Source organism: Enterobacter hormaechei subsp. hoffmannii (assembly GCF_001729745.1).
In the GTDB taxonomy this organism is placed as follows: domain Bacteria; phylum Pseudomonadota; class Gammaproteobacteria; order Enterobacterales; family Enterobacteriaceae; genus Enterobacter; species Enterobacter intestinihominis.
In genome coordinates this window covers 3628309-3644325 of the sequence record NZ_CP017186.1, presented here as the reverse complement: position 1 = coordinate 3644325, position 16017 = coordinate 3628309, and the positions used below count along the sequence as shown (strand labels likewise).

The window sequence follows — 16017 nt, the reverse complement described above, 5'->3', positions numbered from 1 at the left end:
GTAATTGCCCGGTGGCGCTTCGCTTACCGGGCCTACGATACCGTGTAGGCCGGGTAAGCGGCTTAGTGTTTACCGCATCGCACGTCTCAAAATACGCTCCGCCTGACGCTGGAAGTCAGCGGCCGTCTCTTCCACGGTTTTCTGGCCGTAGTCTATATACTGCAAAGAAGTACCGAACTGCGCCACAATCTGTGGGTCGTCAAAGTATGGCGAGACGGTGAGTTTCGCCGGCAGCGACTGCGCCAGACGCAGGCCTGCCACGGAAGGATCGTCCTCTTTAATGGTGCCGTCTTCAGTCAGATTCTGCACCGCTACTTTGCTCAGCGGTACGCCACGCTCAAGGCCCAGCGTATCGACCCCTTCTTTGCTGTTGAGCAGGAAATTAATCAGCTTCGCCGCCGCTTCCGGGTTTTTGGTCGACTTACCAATCGACAGCATTTGCGCCGGTTTGAAGAACAGGCCCGCGTCGGTGGCGCCCGGCAGCATTGGGTAGCTGCCCAGCTCCAGTTTCGCCGGTGGCTTCAGGTTGTCGGAATATTTGTTGATGGTGGAGTTCCACATATAGGTGCCGCCCCATTCTCCCTGGATCCACGGCTTCATCTCATACATGTTGCTCTTACCAAATGAGGCATAATATTTGGTGTCCGGCATGACGTGGCTGTCGATCAGCTTTTTGTAGGTCTGGAAGAACTCCACCCACTGTTCCTTTGTGTAGCTGAACTTTTTGGTTTTCTCATCCACCGCAGGAATGTTGTACTTCTGGATCATGTACGAATTCAGCAGCGCCAGCGTATCCTGGTGCTCCAGGATCACCGGATAGTATTGCTTACCGAGCTTGCTTTCGAAGGTTTTACCGGCCGCCATCAGCTCGTCCCAGGTTTTCGGGTACGCAATACCCGCTTTTTTCCAGGTTTCGTCATTGAAGTAGAACACCCGCGCCGTCACCGAGATCGGAATGCCGTTCAGCTTGCCATCCACGGTGGTGGTTTGCAGCTCTTTGGGATCGAACTGCGACAGGTCGATCACCTCTTTCATCTTGTTTAGATCGTAGAAGCCGTCACCGGTTTTGGAGAAGATCGGCAGCCAGTTCCAGTTCGTCTGCATTACGTCTGGCTCGGTTCCACCCGCAATCTGGGTGGTCAGACGGGAGAGGTGACCGTCCCAGCCGGTGTATTCCGCTTTCACGTTGATGTCCGGGTTCTGCTTATGGAACTCCTCCAGCGCTTTCAGGGTGACCTGGTGACGGCCGTTGCCGCCCCACCAGGACATCCGTAAATCCACATTCTGCGCCATCGATGGCAAAGCGGTAAGGCCCAGGGTCGCGGAGATAGCTGCGCTTAAAAGCACTTTTTTCATTTTTATCACTCCATCAGAGAGAGAGGTTCTGTTCAGTTTTTGCGTCAAAAATATGACACTTATTCATATCAAACGTGAAATACACCTTACGATGAAGTCCCTTATCAATCATTGGTTTAGCTTCATCGGACGGGATTCTGGCGGTCAGTTCGTAGTCCGCGACCTTCAGGTACACAAAGAATTCGTGGCCCATGTTCTCAACGCGCACCATCTCCCCGCTACAGCCGCCGTTCGGGAAGGGCTCATCAGAGAGCGACACAAATTCCGGACGCACGCCGAAGAAGATCTCCTGACCCGCGTAAGCGGCGACTTTCTCCTGCTTCTCCGCGTTCAGCGGCATGCTTTCATCTCCAATGGCGATGTGCAGCTGTCCCGCTTTTTCGACCAGCACGCTTTTGCGTATATTCATCTCCGGCGCGCCGATAAAGCCCGCCACGAACATGTTCTTCGGCTTGTGGTAGAGATTGTCCGGCGTATCCACCTGCATGATATGGCCGAGCTTCATCACGCAGATGCGGTCGCCCATGGTCATCGCTTCGGTCTGGTCGTGGGTCACGTAAACGGTGGTGGCCGGTTTTCCGGATTTCTTCAGCTGCTTGTGCAGGTCGGAAATACGGATACGCATCGAGGCGCGCAGTTTGGCGTCGAGGTTTGAAAGCGGCTCATCGAACAGGAACACATCCGGTTTTTTCACAATCGCACGGCCTACCGCCACGCGCTGCGCCTGGCCGCCGGAAAGCTGGCGCGGCAGGCGGTCGAGCAGCTCTTCCAGCTCGAGAATTTTGGCGGCTTCATTCACCTGGGACTCAATCTGATCTTTCGGCAGCTTGCTCAACTTGAGGCCAAAGGCCAGATTCTCGCGCACCGTCATGTGTGGATAGAGGGCGTAGTTCTGGAACACCATCGCAATCCCGCGCTCTTTCGGCGCGAGGTTGTTCACGATCTTGTCGCCGATACGCACCTCGCCGCCGCTGATGGTTTCCAGTCCCGCCAGCATGCGCAGAGTAGTGGATTTGGCGCAGCCGGATGGGCCGACGATCACCATGAATTCCCCTTCGGCGATTTTAAGATCGATAGCGTGTACCGCTTTAAAACCGTTGGAGTAGACCTTTTCCAGCTTGTTGAAAATAACTTCAGCCATGGTATTTCCCTCTTAACCTTTAATTCCGCTGCTGGTGACGCCCTGTACGAAGTAGCGCTGTGCCAGGAAGAAGACAATGATGGATGGCAGAATGGAGATGCTCGCCATTGCCAGAATTTCGTTCCACGGCGCCCCTTCGGTGACGTCGATGGACATTTTCAGCGCCAGTGCAATCGGGTATTTATCCACGCTATAGACATAAATCAGCGGCCCGATAAAGTCGTTCATGGACCACATGAACTGGAACAGGGCGACGGAGATAATGGCCGGTTTAAGGATCGGCACAACCACGTACCACAGCACCTGAAGGGAGTTACAGCCGTCAATCTGCGCCGCCTCTTCCATGTCACGCGGGACGCCGCGCAGGAACTGGATCAGCATGAAGACGAAGAACCCCTGGGTGGCGAAGGCCAGCGGCAGGTACAGCGGCATATAGCTGTTCAGCATGCCCATTTCACGGAACATCAGGTACTGCGGGATCAGCAGCACGGTGCTGGGTAGCAGCATGGTGGTAATGAGCGTGGCGAACCAGAACTTCTTCCACGGGATCTCGAAGCGGGCAAAGCCATACGCCACGATGGTGGAGGAGATAATGGTCAGGATCACTTTCGGGATCACATACTTAAAGGTGTTCAGCATGTAGTGGCCGAAGTTGTACTCGGTGCCGGTTTTCCAGCCGTTGATGAAGCCGTCCCAGGTGGCATGTGCAGGCCACAGGCTCAGGGTGGTGAAGATCTCGTGGTTCGGTTTGAACGACGCGGAGAACATCCACACCAGCGGGTAAAGCATCAGCAGGCCGACAAACAGCAGGATCGCATAGCGAACGGTGGCATTGATTTTCTCTCTGCGCAGCGTGCGGGCTACTTCGCGTTCGGCGATGCTTCTTGCCGTGGAGAGTTGTTGAATATCAGCCATTTTTGCCTCCTTTATCGGCGGAGTAGAACACCCAGTATTTCGACGACTTAAAGGCGATACCGGCGAAGACGGCCACCACCAGGAACAGGATCCACGCCAGCGCCGCGCCATAACCCATATCGAAATACTTAAACGCGGTGTCGTAGATGTAGAGCGAGAACAGGTAGGTCGAATAGGTCGGCCCGCCGCCGGTGATCACGTACGGCCCGGTAAATTCCTGGAACGCCTGCGTGGTCTGCATGATGAAGTTGAAGAAGATCACCGGCGTAATCAGCGGCACGGTCACCTTCATGAACATCTGCCATTTCGATGCGCCATCGATCATCGCCGCTTCATACTGGGACTGCGGTACGTTTTGCAGCGCGGCCAGGAAGATGACCATCGCGGAACCGAACTGCCAGACGCGCAGCAGGGTAACGGACATTAGCGCCAGTGACGGTTCACCCAGCCAGTTCACCGGGTCAAAACCAAATACGCCGATAAAGCTGTTCAGCAGGCCATCGATCGCAAATAAGGCGCGCCACAATACGGCAATGGCGACGGAACTGCCGAGGATCGACGGAATATAGTAGGCAGTACGGAAAAATCCGATGCCGCGTAATTTAAAGTTCAGGACAAAGGCAATCCCTAATGCGAAGGCGAGCTTTAACGGAATGGTTAAAAATACGTATGCAAAGGTCACGCCCATGGATTTCCAGAAGAGCGTGTCTTCGGTAAACATGTAGCGATAGTTTTCGATGCCGTTAAACACCGGCGGACTCATCAAATCGTAATCCGTAAAGCTGAGGAAAAATGATGAGACGAAGGGGAATGCCGTAAAGAGTATCAACCCGATGATGTAGGGTGATATCCATGCGAGCCCCAGCAGCTTGTTTTCATTCATACATACCTACCTGGCGATCAATGGTTTAAAACGGAATCTGCTTTGTTACATCTTCCCAGGCCAGCATCGCGCGGCATGAGAGCTGAGTTTTAGGGTGCAATATCTGGCGTCGGCTAAATATAAAATTGTTTTTTAACGCCTTTTTGCCTTCCTCTTTGCGCTAAATGCGTTGGGTTTCAAAAGAGCTGAACCGCCGTTCTTGGATACTAAAACATCGTTTTATTTTATATTATTGCGATTTATTTCTGCGTCATTCGCTTAATGATGGAAATGTGATCAGCGTCGAAACGCTGTTTCAATATAGTGAGGGAGGTGGCATTTTTGCCTTTTCACGGACGTTCGTCGGGGCTGCGAGGAGGCGATACGAAGCACAAGTGGAAACGGGAAAAACAATAGTCACGCAGCGTGGCTAACTACCAGATCTGATAGCAGGTCTACAGATGTACCAATTCGGCATTCAGATAATTCTTACATTCTTGTATGATTTCTTAAACCGGAACCAGTCAGGCAGAATTTCACTGCATCCTTAAAAGAAGAACAGTTATGTCAGCAATGGATTTCAAACAACATACGGATCTCAACTTTCCTCACTATGCTCCCCCGGCGGTCAGCGCTAAAGAAATAGATCTCCTGGGTCTGCTGGACGTCCTGCTGGCAGCAAAAAAACGCATCATTACCATTGTGTTTGCATTTGCACTGGTCGGCCTGGCAATCGCCTTCCTGATACCGCAAAAATGGACCAGTAAAGCGGTCATTACGCCAGCGGAACAGACGCAGTGGAGTTCGCTGCGCCAGATGATGGTGACGCTGCAGGTGCTTGATGTGGACGTTAAAGTTACCAGTGCGGATGTATTTAATCTCTTTATAAAAAAGTTTCAGTCTCAGTCCCTGCTTGAAGAGTACATGAAGAGCTCTCCTTACGTGATGGCTCAGCTCGATGGCGCCGAGGTTGACCCGCTGGAGCTGCACCGCGCGGTGGTCAATATCGCCGAAAAGATGAAGGCTATTGATAACACCCAGGAAAAAAATGCTGATAAAGCACCGTATCTCTCCTGGACGTTAAGCTTCACTGCCCCAACGGCAGAGGACGCGCAGAAAGTGTTGAATGGTTACATTCAGTACATTTCCCGCATCGTCGAGCAGGAGACCATGCAAAACATCCGCGATCAGCTGATCCTGAGAACCAAAACGGTTCAGCAGCAGCTGGAGCTGGATCGGGTTCGACTGACCAATATCCACAATACCAACCTGCAACGCCTTAACTACTCGCTGGAAGTGGCGAACGCGGCAGGGATCAAAAAGCCGGTTTACAGTAACGGACAGGCGGTGAAAGACGATCCGGATTACTCCGTCGCGCTCGGCGCGGACGGGATTGCGCAGAAATTGCAGATTGAAAAAAATCTGAAGGATGTTTCTGAGCTGAACGCTGATTTCCAGAACCGCGAATACTATCTGGCGCAGCTGCAAAAACTCTCCTTCGAAGACGTGAGCCTGGAGCCGTTCAAATACCAGCTCTCTCCTTCTATGCCGGTGAAAAAAGATGGCCCGGGCAAAGCACTGATCGTGCTGCTGGCGGGTATTCTGGGTGGGCTGTTCGCCTGTGGCAGCGTGCTGCTGCGCGAAGCAATGCGCTCCCGCAACCCGCTGCCGGAACAACTTCCTGAGCCGGTTACGGAATAACATGAAAAAAGGCGCTCTGATGAGCGCCTTTTTTTATTTCAGGAAATCCTCGCGTACCGGCGTAAAGGTATCTAGCAAGGTGCCGGGTTTGAGGCAAACGCAGCCGTGCATCACGTGCGGCTTTTTATAGAGAGTGTCGCCCGCCGTCACCACATGCTTTTCCTCGCCAATGGTGAACTCAAATTCCCCCGAGAGAACGTAGGTGAGCTGCTCATGCGGGTGGTTATGCAGCGGGCCAATCGCACCTTGCTGGAAATTCACTTCCACTGCCATCATCCTGCCGTCGTGCGCCAGAATACGACGCGTCACGCCGTTGCCCAAATCGTCAAGCGTGGTCTCTTTATGGAAAATAAACATATTTTCGCCCTGTTATGTAATGAAACATTGTTTCATTTAACTTATCTCAGCCGCAGCGAAAAGAAAACGTTTAGCCAAATAACTGGAAAGGCGATCACAAGTTTGCTTCACTGGGTGAAACGTACAGGAGGAAAGATGAAAACGATCGGTCTGTTAGGGGGCATGAGCTGGGAATCAACGATCCCGTACTACCGCCTGATTAATGAAGGCGTCAAACAGCGTCTGGGCGGTCTGCATTCGGCCAGCCTGCTGCTGCACAGCGTGGATTTCCATGAAATAGAAGCCTGCCAGTCGAGCGGGGAGTGGGACAAAGCCGGGCAAATGCTGGCAGACGCCGCACTTGGCCTGGAGCGTGCGGGCGCGCAGGGTATTCTGCTGTGTACCAACACCATGCATAAGGTGGCGTCGCATATTGAAGACCGCTGTTCGCTGCCGTTCTTACATATCGCGGATGCCACCGGGCGTGCCATACGTGCCGCCGGCATGACGCGCGTGGCGCTGCTGGGGACGCGCTACACCATGGAGCAGGATTTTTACCGCGGGCGGCTGAGTAGCCAGTTCGGGATTGAAAGCCTGATCCCGGAGGAGGCAGACCGGGCGCGCATTAACCAGATTATTTTTGATGAACTGTGCCTCGGCACCTTCAGCGAAGCTTCGCGCGCCTGGTACGTCAGCGTGATGGAGAAACTGGCGCAGCAGGGGGCGGAAGGAGTCATCTTCGGCTGTACCGAAATTGGCCTGCTGGTGCCGGCAGACCAAAGCCCGATACCGGTCTTTGATACCGCCGCCATCCATGCCGCGGATGCGGTGGAGTTTATGCTGTCATAAAGGTTTTTGCAGTTCAGGTAAGCGAAGCGCCACCTGACGCGCGTGCGCAATCAGGTGTTCACTAAAGGCATCAACCAGCGCTGAGGCGGGCCGGTGCAGCGGGCGGATCAGGCTTACGGTAAAGGGAACGGAAACGCTAAAACGGCGCAGAACCACGCCGCTGCTGGCGTAGTCCATAGCCGTGAGCGGGTTCACCACCGAAATACCCACGCCCGCGCGCACCATCGCGCAAATTGATGCCGCACTGTGCGTTTCCATCACCATTCGCCGCTTCACCTGATGTTCGGCAAACAGGCCATCCAGAAGCTGCCGGTAGCTGTCGGTCTGCGACAGGCTGATATAGTTCTCACCGTGAAAATCTGCCGGGGTCAGAACTGCTTTGAAAGCAAGCGGGTGGCTGGCAGGCAGCACGCAGACCTCATCCAGCGACAGCAGCTCCGTGCGTTCCGTTCCCGCTGGCGTGACGAGGGTTTCGGTCAGACCCAGATCGTGGCGCTGGGCCGAAAGCCACTCCTCCAGCAGCGGCGACTCCTGCGGCACGATGGTCAGGCTGACCTCCGGATAGCGGGCCAGAAACGGCTGTAGCAGTACCGGCAGGAATGACTGAGAAAAGACCGGCAGGCAGACGATGGACAGCTCGCCCTGGCGAAACTCCCTCAGGCTCTCCGCCGCGCTCACGATCCTGTCTAGCCCGTACCAGGAGCGCTGAACCTCCTCAAAAAGACGTAAACCCTGCACCGTTGGATGCAGCCTGCCGCGGGTGCGTTCAAACAGCTTCAGCCCCAGCACTTTCTCAAAACGCGCCAGCTCGCGGCTGACCGTCGGCTGCGAGGTGTGCAGCATCTGCGCGGCTTCAGTGAGATTGCCAGTGGTCATCACCGCATGAAAAATCTCGATATGGCGTAGGTTAACGGCGGGCATAGGGCACCTGATGGCTGAGCGTGGTCCATATCATTTTTGCATAGACTCACGATAAAACGATATTTTTTATTCTCTTCAGGCTATGGCGTAATGATAAAAAACAGAATACCGGAGACGACCATGCCACGCCCGCTCAACCAGACCGAAACCGATTTAAACGCCGATAACCTGCTGCGCCTGCCTGCCGAATTCGGCTGTCCGGTGTGGGTCTACGATGCGCAGATTGTTCGCGAGAAAATCGCCGCGCTGCATCAGTTTGACGTGGTGCGTTTTGCGCAGAAGGCCTGCTCCAATATTCATATTCTGCGCCTGATGCGCGAGCAGGGCGTGAAGGTTGACTCCGTATCGCTGGGTGAAATCGAACGTGCGCTGGCGGCCGGGTTTGATCCAAAGGCCGATAGCGACGCGATCGTCTTCACCGCTGACCTGATAGACGACGCCACGCTGGCGCGCGTGCACGAGCTGCAAATCCCGGTGAATGCCGGTTCGGTGGATATGCTGGAACAGCTTGGGCAGGTTTCCCCGGGCCATCGCGTCTGGCTGCGCATCAACCCGGGCTTTGGTCACGGTCACAGTCAGAAAACCAACACCGGGGGCGAAAATAGCAAGCACGGGATCTGGTATGCCGATATGCCTGCGGCGCTGGAGGTTTTACAACGTTACAACCTTAAGCTGGTGGGTATTCACATGCATATCGGATCCGGCGTGGATTATGGCCATCTTGAGCAGGTCTGTGGCGCGATGGTGCGTCAGGTTATCGATTTTGGCCAAGATCTGGAGGCGATCTCCGCCGGGGGAGGGCTTTCGATCCCTTACCGCGAAGGGGAGGAGGCGATCGACACGGATCACTATTACGGCCTGTGGAGCGCCGCGCGTGACAGCATCGCCGCTCATCTGGGCCATGCGGTGAAGCTGGAGATTGAGCCGGGTCGTTTCCTGGTCGCCGAAGCTGGCGTGCTGGTGGCGCAGGTGCGGAGCGTGAAGGAGATGGGAAGCCGTCACTTTGTGCTGATTGATGCTGGCTTCAACGACCTGATGCGCCCGTCCATGTACGGCAGCTATCATCACATCACCGCGCTTGCCGCCGATGGCCGCGATCTGGTCAACGCCCCGCGCATCGAGACCGTTGTTGCCGGCCCGCTGTGTGAATCCGGTGACGTCTTTACTCAGCAGGAAGGCGGGAAAGTCGAAACCCGTTCGCTGCCAGAGGTAAAACCGGGAGATTATCTGGTGCTGCATGATACCGGTGCATACGGGGCGTCTATGTCTTCGAACTACAATAGCCGTCCGCTGCTGCCGGAAGTGCTGTTTGATAATGGCGTGGCGCGGCTGATTCGCCGTCGCCAGACCATTCAGGAATTGCTGGCGTTAGAGCTGGTCTGATTAAACCAGGGCCCTGTTGTCACCGAATCGCGTAACACCAGCGTGCCGGTGAACGGTGGGATCGCTTCAACCGGCTGGTTTTTTGCCAGCCGGATCGCCTGGTCGATCGCCGTGACGATCATGTTGTCGATCGGCAAATACACCGACGACAGGGCAGGCTCCAGCCACTTTGCGCTGGGGGCATCGTCAAAACCAAACAGCGAAATATCCTGCGGGATCTTCAGCCCGGCCTGGTGTAATGCTTTGGAGGCGCCCAGGGCCATGTCATCGTTACAGGCAAACAGGGCGCTGAACGATGTCTTTTCCGCAATCAGCTCCTTGCACAGCTCGTAACCCCGCGTCATGCCTGCATCGCCGTATTTAATCCGCCGCTCATCGAGACGAATACCGTGCTTCTCCAGCGCCTTACGGTAGCCCATCAGCCGCGCTTTACCCGTTGGGGTGTGGATCGGGACGGTGATACAGGCGATCTCCCGATGGCCCTGGCTTATCAGGTAATCCACCGCTTTGAAGGCTGCGTCCTGCTGTTCAAAGAAGACGCAGCGATCCGCCGCCTGGCTCACTTCGCGGTTAATGATCACCAGCGGCGTCTGCACGCTGTTGATCAGCTTCAGGATCGTCTTTTCGCTCATGTAACGCGTGTACAGCACGATGGCGTCGCACTTGCGGTCGGCGAGCATCTGCACCGCCAGTTCTTCCTGTTCAGGGGCATCGTGACCGTCGGTAACAATCAGCTGTTTACCGTGCGTTTCGGTCTGCCGTGACGCCTGCTGTAGCAAACGACCAAAGTAAAAACCGTCGAACGTCGAGACGACCAGACCGATGCTGTTGCTGGTCTGGTTAGCCAGCGAGCGCGCGAGAAAGTTCGGACGATAGCCCAGCTCCTCCATCGCGCGAAATACCTGCTGGCGCGTGCTCTCTTTAACCTGACCTGTGCCGTTCAGCACGCGCGAAACGGTGGCCTTCGACACGCCCGCACGCAGTGAGACATCCAGCATTGTTGCCATTCGAAATTCCTGTTTCCACGTAATGGTTTGCAGTTTAACACAGACCATCCGGCGCATAAGCGACGTGGGAAGGACAAAACCCCATAACGATCACGCTTTTCAGTAACGATCCTCGCCCGCGGAATAAATGCCTGTCATTGGTATACCAAAATGGTGATAAATCATAATCTGGAATACCTCTAGCGGCGTTGGGAGCTTAATCACAGAACAAATCGCCTGTGGACGCTATTTTTGGCATACCAATAGTATCCGGCTGTACACCTTATTCAATAAAAGCCCTTTTACTGAGGTATTACCCTATGGCATTTCAGGAAAAACTGATCGACGCTCTGGGCAGTTTTGCCACTACCTTCAACAGCTATCGCTATATCCAGGCGATCAAGTCTGCGTTTATTACCTTAATGCCAGTCATCATAGTGGGGGCGTTCTCGGTATTGATCTCCAATATGGTGCTGGATCCGAAAAACGGTCTGGCGAGCTTTCAGTCGCTGTCGTTTCTCGCGGCCTTAAAGCCGATTACCAGCGCGCTCAACTACGCCACGCTGAACTTTCTCAACATCGGCGCGGTGTTTTTAATCGGCATTGAGCTGGGGCGTATTAACGGCATTAAGTCCCTGTTCCCCGGCCTGCTGGCGGTGATCTGCTTTATCTGCGTGACGCCGACCACGGTGGAAATGCTGGTGGACGGTGAGATGCACGTGGTGAAAGATGTGCTGCTGCGCCAGTTCTCAGATACCCGCAGCCTGTTCCTAGGTATGTTTATCGCCATCCTGTCGGTGGAGATCTACTGCTGGCTGGAAAACCGCAAGGGGCTGAAAATCAGGATGCCGGACACGGTGCCGCCGAACGTTGCCGCGTCGTTCTCTGCGCTGATCCCGGCCATTATCACCACCACCGCCATCGCCACCTTTGGCTTCGTGTTTCATCAGGTTACCGGCATGTATCTCTACGACGCGGTATACCAGGTGGTGCAACAGCCGCTGGAGCGCGTGGTGCAAAGCCTGCCGGGGATCCTGCTGCTGATGTTTGTCGCCCAGCTGTTCTGGGTGATTGGTATTCACGGCAACCAGATGATCAAGCCGATCCGCGAGCCGCTGCTGCTGGGGGCAATCACCGTTAACATGAGCGCGTTCGAGCAGGGCAAAGAGGTGCCAAACATCATCACCATGCCGTTCTGGGACGTCTATATGAGCATCGGCGGCTCCGGCCTGACCATCGGCCTGCTGATAGCCGTCATGATTGCCACCAAACGTAAAGAGATGAAGGAGATAGCCAAGCTCTCCATCGGGCCGGGTATTTTTAATATCAATGAGCCGGTGATCTTCGGTATGCCAATCATGCTCAACCCGATCCTGGCTATCCCCTTCATCATCACGCCGCTGGTGACGGGCTCGATTGGCTACTTTGCCACCGTTACCGGATTTGCCGGGAAAGCCGTGGTGATGGTGCCCTGGACCACGCCGCCGCTGATCAACGCCTGGCTGTCAACGGCGGGCTCCATGGGGGCGGTAATCACCCAGTTTATCTGCATCGTGACCGCGGTGATTATCTATCTGCCGTTTGTGAAAATTGCTTCACGCCGCGCAGAGCAGGCCGCACTGCAACAAGCCACCGATAACGCATGAGGATACGATGAGCACAAAACAGATAGCCATACCGCAAGATTTTATTCTGGGCGCGGCGGCATCGGCCTGGCAGACCGAGGGCTGGAGCGGCAAAAAGCCGGGGCAGGATTCGTGGATCGATCTCTGGTACATGAACGATCGTCACGTCTGGCACAACGGCTATGGTCCGGCGGTGGCAACCGACTTTATCAATCGCTTCCGCGAAGATGTAGCGCTGATGAAGCAGGCGGGACTGACGCACTATCGCACCTCGATCAACTGGTCGCGCTTTTTAACCGACTATGAAAATGCGACGGTAGATGAAGAGTACGCCGCGTATTACGACGCGCTGTTCGATGAAATGCACCGTCAGGGCATTGAGCCGATGATCTGCCTGGAACACTACGAATTGCCGGGCGTGCTGCTGGAGACCTACGGCGGCTGGGCGTCAAAGCACGTCGTCGAGCTGTTCGTTCGCTATGCAGAAAAGGTATTTGAGCGCTTTCACGGCAAAGTCACCCGCTGGTTTACCTTCAACGAACCGATTGTGGTCCAGACGCGCGTCTACCTTGACGCGCTGCGCTGGCCCTATGAGCAGAGCACCAGCACCTGGATGCAGTGGAACCACCATAAGGTGCTGGCGACGGCGAAAGTGGTGAAGCTGTTTCGCGAGAAAGGGTATGACGGCACGGTGGGCTGTATTCTTAACCCGGAAGTGACCTATCCGCGCTCCCGCGCGCCGCATGACGTGCGAGCGGCAGAGATGTACGATCTGTTCTACAACCGCGTCTTTCTCGACCCGCTGGTGCACGGGCGCTATCCGCAGGCGCTCTTTACCCTGCTGGCGCAGCATCAGGTGAAGTGGGACTACACGGCTGACGAGCTGGCGCTGATTGCCGACAACACCGTCGATGAGCTGGGCATTAACCTCTATTACCCGCATCGCGTCAAAGCCCCGTCCCGCGCCTGGCACCCGGAGACGCCGTTCCATCCGGCGTACTACTACGAGCCGTTTGAGCTGCCCGGACGGCGAATGAACACCTCCCGCGGCTGGGAGATCTTTCCGCGCATTATTTACGACATGGCGATGCGGATTAAAAACGACTATCGCAACATTGACTGGTTTGTGGCGGAAAGCGGGATGGGCGTGGAGAACGAAGCGCAGTATCGCAATCGTGACGGCGTCATTGACGACACGTACCGCATCGCGTTTATCAGCGAACATCTCTACTACACGCTGCTGGCGCGGGAGGCGGGGGCGAACTGTCACGGTTATATGCTGTGGGCCTTCACCGACAATGTCTCCCCGATGAACGCGTTTAAAAACCGCTACGGGCTGATTGAGATCGACCTTGAAAATCAACGCGCACGGCGGGCAAAGAAATCAGCGTCCTGGTTCCGCCAGCTGCGCGATGAGCGTGTGCTGACGCTCAGGGTAGACGATGAATGGAAGTAAGCCTTCTGGTAAAATAGCGCACAAACTGGCCGGGAGGACGTCCGGCCCGCGCATTAACTGAAAAACACAGGTGAAAACGTGGATAAGGCTGTCATCCTGCCGGAAAAAAAACAGTACCAGGAAATTGGCGAGGATTTACGGGCGCAGATTATCCAGGGGCATTATCCCGTGGGATCGCGTCTGCCGCCGGAGCGCAACATCGCCGAGACGTATGGCGTCAGCCGCACTATCGTGCGCGAGGCGCTGCTGATGCTTGAGCTTCAGGGAACGGTGGATATTCGCCAGGGGTCAGGCGTGTACGTGATGCGCATTCCGGAAGAGCATGAAAACGAGGAAGAGCGTTTTCTGAACAGTGACGTTGGGCCGTTTGAAATTCTCCAGGCGCGTCAACTGCTTGAAAGCAACATCGCTGCCTTTGCCGCAAAAATGGCGACACGGGCGGACATCGACAACCTGCGCCGCATTATCGAGCAAGAGCAACGGGCGATTGCCGTCGACGATCGCAGTCAGGACAACAACAAAATGTTCCACCTGGTGCTGGCTGGGGCCACACAAAACCAGATGCTGCTGGCGACGGTTGAGAGCGTCTGGCATCACATGGACAGCAGTCCGCTGTGGCAGCAGTTCAATGGCCATATCGCCAGCCGCGCCTGGCGCCTGAAGTGGCTCGGAGACAGGCAAACCATTCTCGCTGCGCTCCGCCGCCGCGACGTGATGGGGGCGTGGCAGGCGATGTTCCAGCATCTTGAAAACGTCAAAAAGAGCCTGCTTGAGCTGTCAGACGAAGACGCGCCCGATTTTGACGGCTATCTCTTCGAATCGGTCCCTCTTTTCCAGGGGAAGCTGGTGTGAATATACTGCCGCTTCACGCTGCGCCGCAGTTTAAACAGCAGGTGATCGACTGGATCTGGAACGCGTTTGGTGAAGGTATGCCGCGTGCCTTTTTCCAGAGCATTGTCGAGCACAGCCTGACGCCAGGCGAGTTACCGCTCACCTTTATTGCCGTTGAGGATGACCAGCTGCTGGGCACCGTTGGGTTGTGGCGTTGCGATTTAATTTCCCGGCAGGATCTTCATCCCTGGCTGGCTGCGCTGTATGTCGATGAAGCCGCGCGGGGAAACGGGCTGGCGGGAAAACTTCAGCAGCATGTTATCGGCTACGCGCGACGCGCCGGGTATCACGAGCTTCATCTCTGGTCTGCCTGCCGCGACTTCTACGAACGTTACGGCTGGCACTACATCGGTGATGCCCTGGAATACCCGGATAAAACCGTCCATCTCTATCGCTGTTCGCTCACGGCTTCCGCGGGCGATACCACCGAGTGACGGCGCACTAAGGTTGGGCTGAACAGGTGGGTAATTTCCGGTGGCGGGCGATGCTCGGCCAGCGCTAACGCCAGTTCTGCCGCCTGCGTTGCCATGGTCACAATCGGGTAGCGCACGGTGGTCAGGCGAGGGCGCACGTAGCGCGACACCAGCACATCATCAAAGCCAATCAGCGAAATTTCTGCCGGGACGTCAATCCCGTTATCATTCAGCACGCCCATCGCGCCGGCGGCCATGGAGTCGTTATAGCTGGCCACGGCGGTGAAATTCCGCCCGCGGCCCAGCAGCTCCGTCATCGCCTGCTCGCCGCCACTCTCATCCGGTTCTCCGTACGCCACAAGACGATCGTTGCACGGCAGACCGGCTTCGCGCAGCGCGTCGTAATAGCCCTGAAGGCGATCTTCCGCATCGGAAATTGGGTGGTTGGAGCACAGATAACCAATTCGGGTATGGCCCTGCTGGATCAGGTGACGGGTTGCGAGCCATGCGCCGTAACGGTCGTCGAGCGCCACGCAGCGGGTTTCAAATCCGGGAATAATACGGTTGATAATCACCATCCCCGGCATCTGTTTCATCAGATGGATCAGCTCGGCGTCGGGGATCATTTTGGCATGGACCACCAGCGCCGCACAGCGATGACGGATCAACTGCTCAATGGCCTGGCGTTCTTTCTGTTCATTGTGGTAGCCATTACCAATCAGCAGGAAATTACCGGTGTGATAAGAAACTTGTTCTACGGCTTTGACCATCGCACCGAAAAACGGATCGGATACATCCCCGACCACCAGCCCGATGGTTTCTGTCGACTGTTGGGCAAGGGCGCGTGCGTTGGCGTTAGGGTGATAATTCAGGTTTTCCATGGCGTCCTGCACGGCCTGGCGTGATGCATCACTCGCTTTAGGGGAGTTGTTGATCACGCGGGAGACGGTCGCGACGGAAACACCGGCCAGACGAGCCACATCCTTAATTGTCGCCATTCAATACCTTCTTATAGGGGTAAGCGTTTACACACTAACTAGTGTTGCGGAAAAGCGGCGTGCATTCAAGGGGAGCGGGTGAGCGTCCTCTGCAAACGTGAAGCAGAACATCCCTCGCGGTGTAATCGTTACACGGCCAGTCATGTCTGAATAATGTCAATCTGAACCTTTAGTTACACTTTGC

General features: G+C 55.5%; 15 protein-coding genes. 7 read left to right on the top strand and 8 right to left on the bottom strand.

The window, feature by feature from the left end:
* Positions 1-69: 69 nt before the first annotated feature.
* The 4 genes from BFV65_RS17080 to BFV65_RS17065 are packed head-to-tail and all read right to left on the bottom strand — an operon-like array spanning position 70 to position 4295.
* Complete coding sequence (locus BFV65_RS17080) at positions 70-1356, bottom strand: ABC transporter substrate-binding protein (protein ID WP_069596924.1); 1287 nt, start codon at positions 1354-1356, stop codon at positions 70-72.
* Between the two features lie 13 nt (positions 1357-1369).
* Entirely contained in the window at positions 1370-2497 is a 1128-nt protein-coding gene (locus BFV65_RS17075) for an ABC transporter ATP-binding protein (RefSeq protein ID WP_023306863.1), read from the bottom strand.
* A 12-nt stretch (positions 2498-2509) separates the two neighbouring features.
* Positions 2510-3412 (bottom strand): carbohydrate ABC transporter permease, encoded by a 903-nt coding sequence (locus tag BFV65_RS17070; RefSeq protein WP_022649251.1) that lies wholly within the window; start codon positions 3410-3412, stop codon positions 2510-2512.
* On the bottom strand, positions 3405-4295 hold the full coding sequence (locus BFV65_RS17065) for a carbohydrate ABC transporter permease (protein ID WP_003862825.1): 891 nt from the start codon (positions 4293-4295) through the stop codon (positions 3405-3407). Before BFV65_RS17065 ends, BFV65_RS17070 begins: the two co-directional genes overlap by 8 nt.
* 543 nt (positions 4296-4838) lie before the next feature.
* On the opposite strand from BFV65_RS17065, the gene wzz(fepE) reads away from it, so the two are divergent.
* Positions 4839-5975, top strand: coding sequence for an LPS O-antigen length regulator Wzz(fepE) (gene wzz(fepE) / locus BFV65_RS17060; protein ID WP_069596923.1), 1137 nt, complete (start codon positions 4839-4841; stop codon positions 5973-5975).
* Between the two features lie 33 nt (positions 5976-6008).
* Here wzz(fepE) and BFV65_RS17055 read toward each other — a convergent pair whose 3' ends face one another.
* Complete coding sequence (locus tag BFV65_RS17055; RefSeq protein WP_069596922.1) at positions 6009-6332, bottom strand: cupin domain-containing protein; 324 nt, start codon at positions 6330-6332, stop codon at positions 6009-6011.
* Positions 6333-6467: 135 nt separating this feature from the next.
* Between BFV65_RS17055 and BFV65_RS17050 the strand changes: the two genes are divergently transcribed.
* Positions 6468-7160, top strand: coding sequence for an aspartate/glutamate racemase (locus tag BFV65_RS17050; RefSeq protein WP_069596921.1), 693 nt, complete (start codon positions 6468-6470; stop codon positions 7158-7160).
* On the opposite strand, the gene BFV65_RS17045 is transcribed toward BFV65_RS17050, so the two are convergent.
* On the bottom strand, positions 7155-8081 hold the full coding sequence (locus BFV65_RS17045; protein WP_069596920.1) for a LysR family transcriptional regulator: 927 nt from the start codon (positions 8079-8081) through the stop codon (positions 7155-7157). The genes BFV65_RS17050 and BFV65_RS17045 overlap by 6 nt on opposite strands.
* Positions 8082-8201: 120 nt before the next feature.
* Here BFV65_RS17045 and lysA point away from each other — a divergent pair, with 120 nt between their 5' ends.
* Complete coding sequence (gene lysA / locus BFV65_RS17040) at positions 8202-9464, top strand: diaminopimelate decarboxylase (RefSeq protein WP_017692727.1); 1263 nt, start codon at positions 8202-8204, stop codon at positions 9462-9464.
* On the opposite strand, the gene BFV65_RS17035 is transcribed toward lysA, so the two are convergent.
* Complete coding sequence (locus tag BFV65_RS17035) at positions 9434-10471, bottom strand: LacI family DNA-binding transcriptional regulator (RefSeq protein WP_022649245.1); 1038 nt, start codon at positions 10469-10471, stop codon at positions 9434-9436. The genes lysA and BFV65_RS17035 overlap by 31 nt on opposite strands.
* A gap of 299 nt (positions 10472-10770) precedes the next feature.
* Between BFV65_RS17035 and BFV65_RS17030 the strand changes: the two genes are divergently transcribed.
* The 4 genes from BFV65_RS17030 to BFV65_RS17015 all read left to right on the top strand — a co-directional run bounded on the left by BFV65_RS17030 (position 10771) and on the right by BFV65_RS17015 (position 14856).
* On the top strand, positions 10771-12096 hold the full coding sequence (locus BFV65_RS17030; RefSeq protein WP_006811828.1) for a PTS sugar transporter subunit IIC: 1326 nt from the start codon (positions 10771-10773) through the stop codon (positions 12094-12096).
* Positions 12097-12103: 7 nt separating this feature from the next.
* Positions 12104-13531, top strand: a complete 1428-nt coding sequence (locus BFV65_RS17025; RefSeq protein ID WP_069596919.1) for a glycoside hydrolase family 1 protein — start codon at positions 12104-12106, stop codon at positions 13529-13531.
* Positions 13532-13609: 78 nt separating this feature from the next.
* Positions 13610-14383 carry a GntR family transcriptional regulator gene (locus BFV65_RS17020; RefSeq protein WP_022649243.1) on the top strand — a complete coding sequence of 258 codons (774 nt, stop codon included), beginning with the start codon at positions 13610-13612 and terminating at the stop codon, positions 14381-14383.
* Positions 14380-14856: a GNAT family N-acetyltransferase gene (locus BFV65_RS17015; RefSeq protein ID WP_069596918.1), complete on the top strand. Its 477-nt coding sequence runs from the start codon at positions 14380-14382 to the stop codon at positions 14854-14856. The genes BFV65_RS17020 and BFV65_RS17015 overlap by 4 nt, the downstream gene beginning before the upstream one ends.
* Here BFV65_RS17015 and galR read toward each other — a convergent pair.
* Entirely contained in the window at positions 14811-15833 is a 1023-nt protein-coding gene (gene galR / locus BFV65_RS17010) for an HTH-type transcriptional regulator GalR (protein WP_003862806.1), read from the bottom strand. The two genes, BFV65_RS17015 and galR, sit on opposite strands and share 46 nt — an antisense overlap.
* Positions 15834-16017 lie beyond the last annotated feature (184 nt).

Bases quoted from the DNA above. Each gene is read 5' to 3' on its own strand.
- BFV65_RS17080 (WP_069596924.1), bottom strand. From the start codon at position 1,356: ATGAAAAAAGTGCTTTTAAGCGCAGCTATCTCCGCGACCCTGGGCCTT.
- BFV65_RS17075 (WP_023306863.1), bottom strand. From the start codon at position 2,497: ATGGCTGAAGTTATTTTCAACAAGCTGGAAAAGGTCTACTCCAACGGT.
- BFV65_RS17070 (WP_022649251.1), bottom strand. From the start codon at position 3,412: ATGGCTGATATTCAACAACTCTCCACGGCAAGAAGCATCGCCGAACGC.
- BFV65_RS17065 (WP_003862825.1), bottom strand. From the start codon at position 4,295: ATGAATGAAAACAAGCTGCTGGGGCTCGCATGGATATCACCCTACATC.
- BFV65_RS17055 (WP_069596922.1), bottom strand. From the start codon at position 6,332: ATGTTTATTTTCCATAAAGAGACCACGCTTGACGATTTGGGCAACGGC.
- BFV65_RS17050 (WP_069596921.1), top strand. From the start codon at position 6,468: ATGAAAACGATCGGTCTGTTAGGGGGCATGAGCTGGGAATCAACGATC.
- BFV65_RS17045 (WP_069596920.1), bottom strand. From the start codon at position 8,081: ATGCCCGCCGTTAACCTACGCCATATCGAGATTTTTCATGCGGTGATG.
- lysA (WP_017692727.1), top strand. From the start codon at position 8,202: ATGCCACGCCCGCTCAACCAGACCGAAACCGATTTAAACGCCGATAAC.
- BFV65_RS17035 (WP_022649245.1), bottom strand. From the start codon at position 10,471: ATGGCAACAATGCTGGATGTCTCACTGCGTGCGGGCGTGTCGAAGGCC.
- BFV65_RS17030 (WP_006811828.1), top strand. From the start codon at position 10,771: ATGGCATTTCAGGAAAAACTGATCGACGCTCTGGGCAGTTTTGCCACT.
- BFV65_RS17025 (WP_069596919.1), top strand. From the start codon at position 12,104: ATGAGCACAAAACAGATAGCCATACCGCAAGATTTTATTCTGGGCGCG.
- galR (WP_003862806.1), bottom strand. From the start codon at position 15,833: ATGGCGACAATTAAGGATGTGGCTCGTCTGGCCGGTGTTTCCGTCGCG.